This is a genomic window from Saccharopolyspora mangrovi (genome assembly GCF_035320975.1).
Lineage (GTDB): Bacteria > Actinomycetota > Actinomycetes > Mycobacteriales > Pseudonocardiaceae > Saccharopolyspora > Saccharopolyspora mangrovi.
On record NZ_JAWLNX010000029.1, the window covers coordinates 20,399 to 34,022 of the forward strand.

At 71.4% G+C, this 13,624-nt stretch carries 11 protein-coding genes; 5 read left to right on the plus strand and 6 right to left on the minus strand.

Features of this window, described 5'->3' with window-relative positions; genetic code table 11:
* The first annotated feature begins 348 nt into the window (after nucleotides 1-348).
* The 5 genes from R4I43_RS29195 (at nucleotide 349) to R4I43_RS29215 (ending at nucleotide 7,860) form a co-directional block, all read left to right on the plus strand.
* Nucleotides 349-1,686, plus strand: a complete 1,338-nt coding sequence (locus R4I43_RS29195; protein ID WP_407691337.1) for a hemolysin family protein — start codon at nucleotides 349-351, stop codon at nucleotides 1,684-1,686.
* A complete protein-coding gene (locus R4I43_RS29200) occupies nucleotides 1,683-2,723 on the plus strand; it encodes a hemolysin family protein (protein ID WP_324268921.1) in 1,041 nt (346 codons plus the stop codon). The genes R4I43_RS29195 and R4I43_RS29200 overlap by 4 nt, the downstream gene beginning before the upstream one ends.
* Before the next feature lie 163 nt (nucleotides 2,724-2,886).
* Complete coding sequence (locus tag R4I43_RS29205) at nucleotides 2,887-4,611, plus strand: protein kinase domain-containing protein (protein WP_324268922.1); 1,725 nt, start codon at nucleotides 2,887-2,889, stop codon at nucleotides 4,609-4,611.
* A 27-nt stretch (nucleotides 4,612-4,638) separates the two neighbouring features.
* Nucleotides 4,639-5,568 (plus strand): 3-methyladenine DNA glycosylase, encoded by a 930-nt coding sequence (locus tag R4I43_RS29210; RefSeq protein ID WP_324268923.1) that lies wholly within the window; start codon nucleotides 4,639-4,641, stop codon nucleotides 5,566-5,568.
* A gap of 594 nt (nucleotides 5,569-6,162) precedes the next feature.
* Complete coding sequence (locus tag R4I43_RS29215) at nucleotides 6,163-7,860, plus strand: hypothetical protein (RefSeq protein ID WP_324268924.1); 1,698 nt, start codon at nucleotides 6,163-6,165, stop codon at nucleotides 7,858-7,860.
* A gap of 137 nt (nucleotides 7,861-7,997) precedes the next feature.
* On the opposite strand, the gene R4I43_RS29220 is transcribed toward R4I43_RS29215, so the two are convergent.
* The 6 genes from R4I43_RS29220 to R4I43_RS29245 form a co-directional block, all read right to left on the minus strand.
* Complete coding sequence (locus R4I43_RS29220) at nucleotides 7,998-9,209, minus strand: Bcr/CflA family multidrug efflux MFS transporter (RefSeq protein ID WP_324268925.1); 1,212 nt, start codon at nucleotides 9,207-9,209, stop codon at nucleotides 7,998-8,000.
* A 93-nt stretch (nucleotides 9,210-9,302) separates the two neighbouring features.
* Nucleotides 9,303-10,802 carry a class I adenylate-forming enzyme family protein gene (locus tag R4I43_RS29225; RefSeq protein WP_324268926.1) on the minus strand — a complete coding sequence of 500 codons (1,500 nt, stop codon included), beginning with the start codon at nucleotides 10,800-10,802 and terminating at the stop codon, nucleotides 9,303-9,305.
* 65 nt (nucleotides 10,803-10,867) lie between these two features.
* Nucleotides 10,868-11,635, minus strand: coding sequence for an energy-coupling factor ABC transporter ATP-binding protein (locus tag R4I43_RS29230; RefSeq protein ID WP_324268927.1), 768 nt, complete (start codon nucleotides 11,633-11,635; stop codon nucleotides 10,868-10,870).
* A complete protein-coding gene (cbiQ, locus tag R4I43_RS29235) occupies nucleotides 11,632-12,399 on the minus strand; it encodes a cobalt ECF transporter T component CbiQ (protein ID WP_324268928.1) in 768 nt (255 codons plus the stop codon). The genes R4I43_RS29230 and cbiQ overlap by 4 nt, the downstream gene beginning before the upstream one ends.
* Nucleotides 12,400-12,735, minus strand: coding sequence for a PDGLE domain-containing protein (locus R4I43_RS29240; protein ID WP_324268929.1), 336 nt, complete (start codon nucleotides 12,733-12,735; stop codon nucleotides 12,400-12,402).
* Nucleotides 12,732-13,400, minus strand: a complete 669-nt coding sequence (locus R4I43_RS29245) for an energy-coupling factor ABC transporter permease (RefSeq protein ID WP_324268973.1) — start codon at nucleotides 13,398-13,400, stop codon at nucleotides 12,732-12,734. Before R4I43_RS29245 ends, R4I43_RS29240 begins: the two co-directional genes overlap by 4 nt.
* Between the last annotated feature and the right edge of the window lie 224 nt (nucleotides 13,401-13,624).

Sequence of the window (13,624 nt, forward strand, 5' to 3'; positions counted from 1 at the left end):
GACTGGACCAGACCTCCGGGGCGAGAAGCAGCCACGGACCGGCCACAACGGACCCCTCACCGCGCCATCGCACCTGGTGGGGAGCATGCCGCCGGTCGAACGGCACCGCACGCGTGGCCGCGAACGCCAACTCCGGGAAAGCCGCGAATCGTGATCGTGGCGATGCTGAAGGCACCCCAGAACCGCCGGTATACTCGTTAAGACCATTTCCAACCGGTCTTTTCAATTCACGGGAGTGAGCACTTCAGTGCCTGCGGCACAATCCCCTGAGGGAAGCAGTACCGAGCCGGGCAGCAGACCCGGCTCTTCCCGACCCACTGGCTCCAGCACGAGGCGGGCCGAGGGTTGATCGAAATCCTGCTGGCCGTGGTCGGCCTGCTGTTCATCGCGGTGCTCACGCTGGGCACCGGTCTCGCGGTGGCCGCCGAGTTCTCGCTGACCTCGCTGGAGCGCTCCACCGTGGACGCTCACGTGCACTCCGTGGGCGACAAGCGCGCCCACGCCGTGCAGCGGGCGCACCGCACCCTGTCCTTCCAGCTCTCCGGTGCTCAGGTCGCGATCACGCTGACGACGCTGATCACCGGTTACGTCGCCGAGCCGCTCATCGGCGACCTGATCCAGCCGGTCATGTCGGCCCTGGGCATGCCGCTGGGCGTGGCCGAGGGCGTGTCGCTGGCGCTGGCGATCCTGCTGGCGACCGCGCTGTCGATGGTCTTCGGCGAGATGGTGCCGAAGAACCTCGCCATCGCCCGCCCGCTGCCCACCGCGCGTGCCGTCTCCGGCTACCACGCCCGGTTCTCGCAGGTGTTCAAGTGGCTCATCGACGCCATGAACAACAGCGCGAACTGGGTGGTGCGCAGGCTGGGCATCGAGCCGCAGGAGGAGCTGCGCTCGGCGCGCTCCCCCGACGAGCTCGGCTCGATCGTGCGTTCCAGCGCGGCTCACGGCACCCTCGACGAGTCCACGGCCCGGCTGATGGACCGCTCGCTGCGCTTCGGCGACCGCACCGCCGAGGAGCTGATGACCCCGCGCGTGCGGGTCGCCTCGCTGCAGGTCGGCGAGACCGTGGTGGACCTGCTGGACCTGGCCCGCCGCACCGGTTTCTCGCGCTTCCCGGTGCACGGCGGCGACCTCGACGACGTGCAGGGCGTCGTGCACGTCAAGCAGGCCTTCGGCATCCCGGCCGCGCGCCGGGAGACCACCCGGGTGGAGACGCTGACCCGGCCGGTGCCGACGGTGCCGGCGACGCTGGACGGTGACGCGCTGCTCAACCGGCTGCGCGGTTCCGGCCTGCAGCTGGCGGTCGTCGTCGACGAGTACGGCGGCACCGCGGGCATCGTGAGCCTGGAGGACGTGGTCGAGGAGATCATCGGCGACGTCCGCGACGAGCACGACCGGCTGGAGATCTCCGCGGTGCGCCGGCTCGGCGAGGACTCGTGGCTGATCTCCGGCCTGCTGCGCCCCGACGAACTCGCCGAGGCCACCGGGTTCGAGATGCCCGAGGGCGAGTACGAGACCGTGGCGGGACTGCTGCTGTGGCGGCTGGGCCGCATCCCGTCGGTCGGTGACCTGCTGGACGTGGCCGGCTGGCGGCTGACCATCATGCGCATGGACAAGCACCGCATCGCCGAGCTGCGCCTGACCAAGCAGCCCGCGCGCGCCGACGTGATGGAGGCGTCCCGATGAGCGACTCCTTCGCACTGCTGCTCGGCGTGCTCCTGCTGGTGCTCAACGCGCTGTTCGTGGGCGCGGAGTTCTCGCTGCTGTCCTCGCGCCGCGACCGCCTCGAGGCGCTGCTGGCCCAGGGCGTCGGCCGGGCGCGCACGGTGATCAAGGCGAGCCAGGAGGGTTCGCTGATGCTCACCAGCGCGCAGCTGGGCATCACGCTGTGCTCGTTGGGCCTGGGCCGCCTCGGCGAGCCCGCAGTCGCGCACACCCTGGAGGGCCCGTTCACGGCCTTGGGCATCCCGGAGGCCGTGACTCACGCGGTGGCGTTCACGATCGCGCTGGCGATCGTGGTGGTGCTGCACGTGCTGGTCGGCGAGATGGTGCCGAAGAACCTGGCGCTGGCCGAGCCGGAGCGCATGGCGCTGTGGCTGGTGCCCGCGCTGGTGGGGTTCGTGCAACTGGCGCGCCCGTTCATCGCGCTGTTCAACATGATGGCCAACGCGGTGCTCAAGCTGCTGCGGATCGAGCCGAAGGACGAGCTGGAAACCGCCTACACCTCGGCCGAGCTGGCCGAGCTGCTGGTGGAGTCCCGCCGCGAGGGCCTTCTGGAGCACTCCGAGCACCGCAGGCTCGCGCAGACGCTGTCGTCGGTGGAGCACACCGTCGCCGACGTCCTGGTCCCGCTGCCGGAGGTCACGACGCTGCCGGGGCGCCCGACGCTGGGCGACGTGGAACGGCTGGTGGCCGACACCGGCTTCTCCCGCTTCCCGGTGCGCGGCGACGACGGCGGGCTCCTCGGCTACCTGCACGTCAAGGACGTGCTCGACCAGGCGGGCGACGACCCGCAGACGCCGATCGCCGACGTGCGGCGGCGCGAGCTGCCGACCGTGCCGGTCACCGCGCGGCTCGACGAGGCGATGACCTCGCTGCGCCGGGCGGGCAGCCACCTGGCGGCCGCGGTGGACTCCGGCGGCGCGGCGGTGGGCGTCGTGGCGCTGGAGGACCTCGTCGAGGAGTACGTGGGCACCGTCCGCGACGGCACGCACGTGCGCTGACCGGGCGAGGCGCGGACCAGCGCGCCTCGCCCAGATGGCCCAACTTCGCGAGAAACTCCGGCGGCACCGGCACCACCCGAACGGCCGCAAAATCACGTTTTCCCAGTTCGCGCCGGTGATGCCCCCGGCGCGAACGGGGAACTTCACTCGGTAGTGTCCTCGCGTGCGAGATGATCAGCTCTCGCCGTCCCACGCGGACACATCTTCTTCGGGCCGCGTGATCGGCGGCAGGTACCGGCTGGACCGCACCATCGGCAAGGGCGGGATGGGCTACGTCTGGTCCGGGACGGATGAGCTCCTGGAGCGACCGGTGGCGGTCAAGGAGCTCCACCTGCCCGCCAACGTGCCCGAAGAAGAGGCCGCCGACCTGCGGGAACGGGCCCTGCGCGAGGCGCGGGCGATGGCCACCCTCAGCCACCCGAACACGGTGATGCTCTACGACGTGGCGCGCGAGGACGACAGCCCGTACGTGGTCATGGAACTCGTTCCGGGGCAGAGCCTGTCGGCGATCCTGAAGAAGCACCGGGCGCTCAACCACTACCAGCTGGCCGTCATGATCGACGGCGTCGCGGCCGCGCTGGAGGCCGCCCACAACGTGGGGATCGTGCACCGCGACGTCAAGCCCGGCAACGTGCTGCTGGCGCCGCGCGGGCAGGTCAAGCTCGCCGACTTCGGCCTCTCCCGCAACATCGCTGAGACCACCATGACCCGCTCCGAGGTGCTGCTGGGCACGCCCGCCTACCTGCCGCCGGAGATCGCGCGGCGGGGCACGCTCGATTCCTACGCCGACCTGTGGAGCCTCGGCGCCACGCTCTACTCGGCCGCCGAGGGCCGCCCGCCGTACGACAAGACCAACGATCCGCTGATCACCATCAGCGCGATCGTGCACGGGCCGCTCCCCCGCCACCACCAGACCGGGCCGATCGGCGAGGTGCTGGGCGGGCTGCTGGTCAAGGATCCGGAGCGGCGGATGCCGCTGGTCGAGGTGCGCCGCAGGCTGCACGAGATCGTCCGCTCCGCCGGGGACGAGCCGTTCGAGCCGCTGCTGGATCCCGACGCCCCGGCGGCCACCGAACGCATCCAGACCACGCCGCCGCCTCCGGCGATGGCTCCGCGCCAGCCCGCGCGGCAGGCCGACCGCCGCCAGTCGATCCCGCGGGTGACCCCGACTCCGCCGACACAGCCCCGGCCGGTGGCGGGAGCGTCGCAGCCGCAGATCCCGCCGCAGCAGATGCGCGCCGCGCAGCCGCACCTGACCGCGCAGTCCGGGGCCTGGCCCGGGCCGGTGGCCGCGAACGGCCCGCACCCCCGGAGTTCCCAGTCGGAGCAGCCCGCGTCCCGGCGCCGCATCAAGCGGACCACGCTCATCGCGGGCGCGGTGACGCTGGTCCTGATCACCGGGGCGGCGGTGTTCGGCTACGCGGTCGGGAACGGCGGCGACCACGACAGCGGTTCGTCGGTCAAGCCCAGCAACCCCACCGGCAGCGCCTACTTGGCGATGGAGGCCGAGAAGGCCGGCTGGTCGGGACGGCCGTTCAGCACCACCAGCTACCAGGGGGTCACCTACGCCGGCCCGCTGATGTCCGGGCACGTGGTGCGGTTCGACCAGGTCGATTTCGGTGCTCTGCCGGCCAGCGAGGTCTCGGCGCGGTTCCGCACCTCGGTCCCGCCCACGGCCAACGCGTCCATCTCCGTCCGCCTGATCAGCCCCGTCGGTGAGAAGATCGCCCAGATCAACGTGGCCGACCTCAAGGGCGACTCCGCCTGGAAGACCGTCCCGGTCAAGCTCGTCCACGACGTGAGCGGCGTCCACAACGTCTACCTGGTCATCAGCTCGGACGTCGGCGGCGAGGCGCTGCAGCTGGATTGGCTCCAGTTCCACCACTGACTCCCCCGTCCGATACCCTGACCAGCGATGTTGGTGTTGACCGAGCAGGAGTGGCGCGCGCGGCAGGCCGCCCACCGCGAGCGGGTGGCCCGGTGGACCGCACCGCACCGCGAGCGGCAGCACCACCAGCGCAAGCACCCGGTGCTGGACTTCCTGTTCACCTACTACTCGTTCCGCCCGGCCCGCCTGGAACGCTGGCAGCCCGGCGTCGGCGTGGCGCTGGTCAACGGCCAGGAGTTCCTGTCCCGCAAGGGGTTCACCGAGACCGCGGAGGGCGTGGCACTGGACCCGGCGGCGCTGACCGACAAGCGGCGCGACTCGGCGGAGTTCATCCTCGGCCTGCTCAGCGCGACCGCGTCCCGCCAAGCCCGGCTGGGCTGCTTCGGCCTGCACGAGTGGGCGATGGTCTACCGCACCGCGCCCGACGACGTCCGGCACAGCAGCTGGCCGCTGCGGCTGGGGCACGAGGGCACCGACGAGGTCGTGGAGTCGATGCCGATCAGCTGCACGCACCACGACGCGTTCCGGTTCTTCACCCCGCAGGCCCGCCCGCTCAACGCGCTGCAGCCCTCGCGCGCCGACCAGGTCCGGCTGGAGCAGCCGGGCTGCCTCCACGCCAACATGGATCTGTTCAAATGGGCCTACAAGCTCGACCCGTTCGTGCCCGGTGAGCTCATCGCCGACTGCTTCGAACTGGCGGTGCGGGTGCGCGAGCTGGACATGTGCGCCAGTCCGTACGACCTGCGCGAGCTGGGCTACGAACCGGTGCCGATCGAGACGCCGCAGGGCCGCGCCGAGTACGTGCGCCGCCAGCGGGAGTTCGCCGAGGAGGCGGCGGTGCTGCGGCAACGGCTCATCGACACCTGCCGCGACGTCCTCGCGTGGGCAACGCCGATCCACGCGGAGCCGAGGAGCACGAGCCGTCCGAACCCCTCCGCACCCAAGGACGCCGCGTAGCCGCCGTAGCCCTCCAGCCCTGCGGGCAGGCCCGCGCACCAGGGACATCGTCGCGGTCAGCGCGGTCATGACCGCAGCCATGACCAGCAGCCCGCTGTGCCCGGCCAGCGCGTATCGATCAGGAACCGCGTGGACAGCACCAGCGCGAACAACCCCGCGCAGAGCAACCCACCTCGCGAATCGGCTTCCGCGCCAACGCTTCTCGCGCCGAGCACCCCAGCGCGACTGTATGCGCGGTCCGACGGCGCACCTCCGGTCACGGACGTGGACGCTACGCGCACGGGAGCACCTCCGCAGGATTCGAATCTCCGCGCTCAAAGAAACGGAGTTCGCGTTTTGTGGAAGTAGACTCTGTTTTCGCGCATCAAGAGTCCAATGCCGCCGAGCGATACCGAAAGATTTCCACTCACCGCAGCGCCCGTTCGAGTTGCATGGCGGTCAAATCCTCACGTGTTTGCGTGAGAACTCAAGATCGCAGTGCCAGAAACGGTTCTCGGACGAGTGATCGCGCGTTCGCGCGCACCCGGCTTCGAAACTAGCGTCGCGACGAGCAGCTGCGCAGGATTTCCGCTCACTACTCAAAAGAGGCTCTCGATGGCCAAGACGCTGGCCGATCGCTCCGCACCGCCGCGCTCACTCCGATCGGCGCTGCATCGCCGACGAAGCGTGGGTCCGGTCGTCTCCGTCGGCTGCGGCACCGCGCTGATCGCCGTGCACGCGCACGCCTACGGTTCCTGGCTCATCGACGACGCCGCCATCACGTTCGCGTACGCGCGAAATCTCGCGACCGGCGCGGGACACGTCCTCCAGCCCGGTGCGATGCCGGTCGAGGGTTACTCCAACCCCACGTGGCTGGTGCTGCTGACCCTCGGTCGGACATTGGGGCTGTTCGATTCCGGCGCCGTGTTCGGGATTCCTGACTACGTCGCTTACCCGAAGCTGCTGGCGCTCGGCTGCTGCGCGGGAGTGCTCGGGTTCGCCTACGCCGCTGCCCGGCCGCTGACCGACCGGGCAGCGTGGGCACCGCTGGTCGCAGGCGCGGTGCTCGCCGCGCTGCCGTCGTTCGTGATCTGGAGCTTCTCCGGTCTGGAGAACCCGCTCTACGCGCTCATCGCCGCCGCGCTGGCCACGCTGCTCTTGCGAGCGAAACTCGCGAAGACGCTGCTGTGCCCGCGCATCGCTGCGGCGACGGGAGCGCTGGCGGTGCTGGCCGCGATGACACGGCCCGACGGCGCACTGCTGGCCGCCGCGTTCCCACTTCTCGCCGCGTGGTCCCTGCGCAGCGAACGCGGTGCGGCGATCCGCGCGATCGCGGTGTCCTGCGCCTCCTTCGCCGTGCCGTTCGGGCTCTTCCTGACCTGGCGGTACGTCCACTTCGGACTGGTGGTGCCCAACACCGCTGTGGCCAAGGGAGGGGTCGCGCTCGGCGCGCAGCAGGTGGACCGGCTGCGCGAACTCCTCGCCTACCCCGGCTGGCTCGCCACCGCCGCGTTCCTGGTCGGCGTGGCCGTGTTGGCGCGTCGCCGGGAACACCGCGCGCCGCTCGCCGCGCTGCTGATCCCACTGGCTCTGGCCGTCGTCTCCTACACCCTCCTGCCCCAGGACTGGATGAGCCAGCACCGCTTCGCCACTCCTGCGTGGACACTCGTCGCGCTGACCACCGCGCTCGTCGTCACGGTCGGCGTCGCGAGGGTCCGCAGCGGATGGCGCGTCGCACTCGTGCTCGGCTTGGCACTCGCCGGATTGACCGGTGTTCCCCGGCTCCACGGCGATGCCGCGTCGTTCCGCGCCGCTCCCGACGTCCCGCTGTGCTCGGTCGCCGAACGCTACGGTCGCGTGCCCAACCACTACGCCGAACTCCTCAGCCTGCGGAACGGGACCCTGCTCGTCCCGGACGTCGGCGGCACCGCGTTGACCAGCCGGCTCCACGTCGTCGATCTCGCCGGGCTCACCGATGCCTCGATCGCCCAGCACCACCGGCGCGGCGACATGAGCGGGCTTCGCGACCACGTCTTCGACCGCGTGCGCCCGACGATCATCCACGCCCACGGGCATTGGAGCGCTGCGACCGGGGTCCTCGACGATCCGCGACTGGCCCGCGACTACGTGCTCGTGCACACCGACCAGACCCTGGCGCCCAACCAGGACTGGGTTCGCCGGGAGATCGTCCCCGACCCCGTGCGGCTCGCGGCCCTGCGCACCGACGCCGGGCGCGACATCGATGAGATCGACCACCGCGATCTCACCGCACCGACCCGCTCCTGCGGCCCGGTGCTCCGAGTCGACCGCTGACGGTGATGACGGGCTCGGCATCGCCCTCGTGCCGAGGCTCGGACGGGGACCGGTGGCAGACGGGGTGGTGCTCACCTAGCCCCCGATCCGCCGCGTTGCCTGGCGCGCGGCCACCGGCGAGCACGACTGAGGCCACCTCAGCTGGCGCTGGAAACGGGCTGTTCGACCGCAGTGCGGCGGCGGGTCAGCGTCGCGAACACGACCACCGCCGAGACCGACAGCGAGCCCATCACCACACCCATCGGCACGGCCGTGTCCGAGCCGGCGATGCCCACCAGCGGCGAGACCAGCCCGCCGATCATGAACTGCAGCACGCCCAGCAGCGCCGAGGCGCTCCCGGCGGTTTCGCGGTGGCCGGACAGGGCCAGCGCGGTGGCGTTCGGGAACACTAGGCCGATGCTGGCCACGGTCACGAACAGCGCCGGCAGCAGCGCCACCAGACCCAGTCCCAGCGCGGTGGACAACAGCACCGCGAGCCCGCCGATCGCGTTGCAGCCCAGGCCGATCGCCAGCAGCCGCCGGGAGTCGACCTTGCCGACCAGCAGCCCGTTGATCTGGCCCATCGCCACGATGCCGATCGAGTTCACCCCGAAGACCAGGCTGAACACCTGCGGCGACAGGTGGTGGACGTCCTGCAGCACGAACGAGGAACCGGAGATGTAGGCGAACATGGCCGCGAAGGCCAGGGCAGCCGACAGGGCGAACCCGATGAACATGCGGTCGCGCAGCAGGCCGCCGAAGGTGCGCAGGGTCTGCGGCAGGCTGCCGGGCCGCCGCTGCTCGTGCGGCAGCGTCTCGGGTAGCGCGAGCAGGGCGGCGACCAGCAGCGCGGCACCGATCGCGCACAGCGTCACGAACACCCCGCGCCAGGAGGTGAACCGCAGCAGCTGCCCGCCGAGCACCGGTGCGAGCACCGGGACCACGCCGTTGACCAGCATCAGCAGCGAGAAGAACTTGGCCAGCGCGACTCCGGAGAACAGGTCGCGCACCACGGCGCGGGCGATGACGATGCCTGCGGCCCCGCCGAAGCCCTGCACCAGCCGCAGCGCGGCCAGCGCGTAGGCCGAGGGCGCCAGGGCGCAGGCCAACGAGGCGAGGGCGAAGACGACGACGCCGATCAGCAGCGGGCGGCGGCGGCCGTAGGTGTCCGACAGCGGGCCCATCACCAGCTGCCCCAGCGCGAGACCCGTCGTGCAGGCCATCAGCGACAGCTGAACCTGGGAGGCTCCGGTGTGCAGCTCCCCGGAGATCGCTGGCAGGGCCGGCAGGTACATGTCCATCGACAGCGGCCCGAACGCCGACATCCCGCCCAGGATCAGCGCGTACTTCGCCCGCGACGGCTCAGCCATCCCACCCTCGATCGTTCGCTCCGCAAACCATTTCGGCTCAACGGTAACCCGCAGCGCACGAGGACGGCGATGAGTCGTTCATCGCACGGACGCTCAGCGGCCCCAGAGCGGTCCGCGCCAGGTCGAGGTGTTCCGGAGGTCGCGCTTGAGCAGCTTGCCGCCGGGGTTGCGCGGCAGCGGCCGGTCGCTGAGGTGCAGGAACTGGGGGATCTTGAAGTCGGCCAGCTGCTCGGCGAGGTGGCCGAGCAGCTGCTCGGTGTCGAACTCCTCGTCGGCGACGATGACGGCGCCGACCTTCTCCCCCATCACGTCGTCGGGCACGCCGACCACCGCCGCCTCCACCACTCCGGGGACCGCGGCCAGCGCGTTCTCGACCTCGACGGAGTAGACGTTCTCACCGCCCCGGTTGATCACGTCCTTGGCGCGGTCGACGAGGTGGACCAGCCCGTTCCCGGCGATGCGGGCCAGGTCGCCGGTGTGCAGCCAGCCGTCGACGAAGGTCGATCCCGTGGCCTCGGGCTTGTTCCAGTACCCGGCGACCACGTTGGGACCGCGGACGAGCAGCTCGCCGACACCGGTGTTCGGGTCGGGCTCGTGCAGCGCCACGTCGATCACCGGGGCGGGGAACCCCACCGAGTCGGCGTGCTCGACGGAGTGCTCGTGCGGCAGGAACGTGGTGATCGAGGAGGTCTCGGTCAGCCCGTAGCTGTTGCCCACACGCGCCTGCGGGAAGGCCGCCTTGATCCGCTCGACCAGCGCCGGGGCCATCGGGGCGCCGCCGTAGGAGAGGTGGCGGACCGAGCTCGTGTCGAACTCGCCGAAGTCGGGCTGCTTGAGCGCCAGCGCGTAGATCGCGGGCACGGTGGTGAACAGGCTGATCCGCTCCTGGGCGATGGTCCGCAAGAACTGGCGCACGTCGAACTTCGGCATCACCACGGTCGCGCCGCCGTAGGACAGCTGCAGCAGCAGCTGGGTGTTGCACCCGGTGACGTGGAACAGCGGGACCGACACGAGGTTGCGCGTCTGCCAACCGGTTTCGGGGTCGATTCCCTTCACCCGGCACACGTTCTCCACGTTGGACAGGAAGTTCTCGTGGGTGGTCATCGCGCCCTTGGGGCGACCGGTGGTGCCGCTGGTGTAGAAGATCGCCGAGACCTCCTCGCGCGAGAGGTCGTCGACGGCGAACGGCTCGCCGTCCGGGAGAGCGGTGCCCGGGCGGAAGGTGAACGCCGCACCGGAGTCGGCGAGCACGTAGTCGACCTCGGGCGGGGCTAAGCGGGTGTTGACCGGCACCGCGACCGCTCCGGCCAGCTGGGTGCCGAGGAAGGCCAGCACCCAGTCGACCCCGGCGGGCAGCAGGTTGGCGACCCGGTCACCGCGCGAGATCCCGGCCGAGCGCAAGCCGCCCGCGACCCTGGCCGCGCGGCGCCACAGCTCGCGGTAGGTCAGCCGCTCACCGCCGAGCTCGACCAGCGCCTCGCGGTCGCCGAAGCGCTCGACGGTCTCGCGCAGCATGGCCACCAGCGAGTCGGCGAGTCCGGTGTAGTGGGCGATCCCTCGCTCGTCGCGTTCGATGCCGGAACTGTCGAACATCGCCTGACCTCCCCGCCGGAACGACCGCGATCACGGTCGCTCCCCGGATGGGGGCGGTCAAGCGCTCACGGCACGCGGAACCCGAACGGAAGCTCCAGCCGGTGCGAGGCGAGGAGTTCCTCGTCGGCCAGCAGTCCTGCGGTGGGCCCGTCGGCGACGACCTCGCCGTGGTCGATGATCACGCTGCGCGGGCACAGCTGCAGGGCGTAGGGCAGGTCGTGGGTGACCATCAGCATCGTGCCGCCCACCGCGAGCAGGACCTCGGCGAGCTCGCGGCGCGCCACCGGCTCCAGGTTGGCCGAGGGCTCGTCGAGCACCAGCAGTTCCGGGTGGCAGGCCAGCACCGCGGCGAGGGCGACGCGCTTGCGCTGGCCGCCGGACAGGTGCAGCGGCGAGCGGTGCGCGTGCTCGGTCATGCCGACCGCCTCGAGGGCTTCCAGGACGCACCGTTCGAGCTCGGCTCCGCGGACCCCGAAGTTGGCCGGGCCGAACGCGACGTCCTCCCGGGCGGTCGGCATGAACAGCTGGTCGTCGGGGTCCTGGAACACCAGGCCCACGCGGCGCCGGATCTCCTTGAGGTGCCGGGGTTGCACCGGCAGCCCGGCGACGTCGATGCTGCCCGCGGTGGGCCGCAGCACGCCGTTGAGGTGCAGCGTCAGGGTCGTCTTGCCCGCGCCGTTGGGCCCGAGCACGGCGACCCGCTCCCCCGGCTCGACCCGCAGGTCGACGCTGCGCAGCGCGCGGTGACCGTCGGGGTAGGCGTGGGCGAGGCCGGTGATCTCCAGCGCCGGCGTGGTCAGCGCCTGGTCGGCTTCGGTCGATCGCTCGGTCATGCGGTCCACAACGACACCCCCAGCACGACGGCCGCCGCCGCGGGGGCGGTCAGCCCGATGCTCCAGCTCCGCCACGAGGTGCGGCGAGCCGGTTCCAGCTCCGGCATCTGCCCGCTCCAGCCGCGCGAGAGCATCGCCAGGTGCACGCGCTCGCCGCGCTCGTAGGAGCGGATGAACAGGCTGCCGATGCCGCGCGCGGTCGCCCCGACCTGCCACAGGAACCTCGGGTCGTGCCCCCGGGAGATGCGGGCGACGCGCATCCGGCCCGCCTCGGCGACGATCACCTCGGCGTAGCGCAGCATCAGCGTGATGATGGTGATCACCAGCGCCGGAGCGCGCAGCCGCTGCAGGCCGAGCACGATCTCGCGGGGCGCGGTGGTGGCGGCCAGCAGCAGCGAGGTGCCCAGCCCGAGGGTGCCCTTGGCCATGATGTTGAACCCGGCCAGCAGGCCCTCGGTCGACAGCGCCATCCCGGCGACCTCGGTGGTCGGGCCTCCTGCGGTGAACGGCAGCAGCAGCGCCAGCACCACGAACGGCACCTCGATGAGCAGCCGCGTCACCAGCCAGCGCGGCGGGATCCGCGCGATGCCGGCGAGCACCGCCAGCAGCGCGGCGTGGCCGCCGAAGGCCCAGACGTTCTCGCGCGGCGTGGCCACCACGCACAGCACCAGCAGGAACGCGGCGGTGATCTTCACCTGCGGGTCGAGCCGGTGCAGCGGCGTGTCACCGGGCAGGTGCAGGGCATCGGCGTGCCCGGCGCCCACCTAGGCCTCCTCGGATCCGGAGCGGCGGCGCAGCGCCCAGAACAGGCCGCCCGCGCCCGCCAGCGTGACCACCGCGCCGATGATCCCGGCGACGCCGGTGAACCGGTCGTCACCGCCGACGGTGTAGTCGGCCAGCGGACCGTCGGCCAGGGCGTGGTCGCCGGCGTGCTGGGCGATGCACTCGCCCTCCAGCGACTCGCCCCGCTCGGTCTGCACGACGGTGCAGCCCTGCTGGGTGACCGCGTCGAGGCCGTCCGGGTCGGAATCGGCGAAGTAGGCCACGCCACCTGCTACGGCGAGCACGACCAGGCCGAAGATCAGCAGGAAGCGCTTCATCGGGTGACCTCCTGACTGCGGGCTCCGCGCAACAGGTGAACGAGATCGGGCCGGGCGGCGGCGACGGCACCGACGGTCGCGGCGGTGATCAGCCCTTCGCCGATCCCTATGAGGCAGTGCACGCCGACCAACGCCACCGACGCCGTCGGCAGGCTGAACCCGGCGGCGCCGCCGATGGCGTACTCGACGAGGAACCCGCAGGAGGCGAGCACGGTGTTGATCCAGCCCGCGACGAAGGCGGTGACCAGCAGTCCGGTCCGGCTGCGCGTGGCGACCCCGCGCAGCGCGAGCGCCACCAGGTAACCGACCGCGGTGCCGATCAGCGCCATGTTGGTGATGTTCGCGCCGAGCATCGTCAGACCGCCATCGGCGAACAGCAGCGACTGCACGACCAGCACGATCGCCACGCACAGCGCGCCGACCCAGGGCCCGGCCAGGATCGCGGCCAGCGCACCGCCGAGCAGGTGCCCGCTGACGCCGGGCAGCACCGGGAAGTTGATCATCTGGGCGGCGAAGACGAACGCCGCCACCAGCCCGGCCATCGGGGCCGTGCGGTCGTCGAGGTCGGCCCGCGCGCGCACCAGCGCCACCGCGAGGCCGGCTATCGCCACGACGGCGAACAACACCGCCGTCTGGGCGTTGAGCAGCCCGTCGCTCATGTGCATGGCGAGCGTGGTGGTCGGCACTGGCCTTCCTCTCCCGGACGTCCCCCGGTGGGACTACCGCCGGTCAAGGGTAGTTGCCGATCACCCGCTATCACCAGATCCTGGCAAGAGGCGCTCGTCGCAATCTTGTGCGAAAAAAGCCGTCGGCCCGGGTGCACCACCCGGGCCGACGGCTCAAGTACCGAAAGAGTAAGTCGCGCCCGGCCAACGCCCCCGCCCCGGGG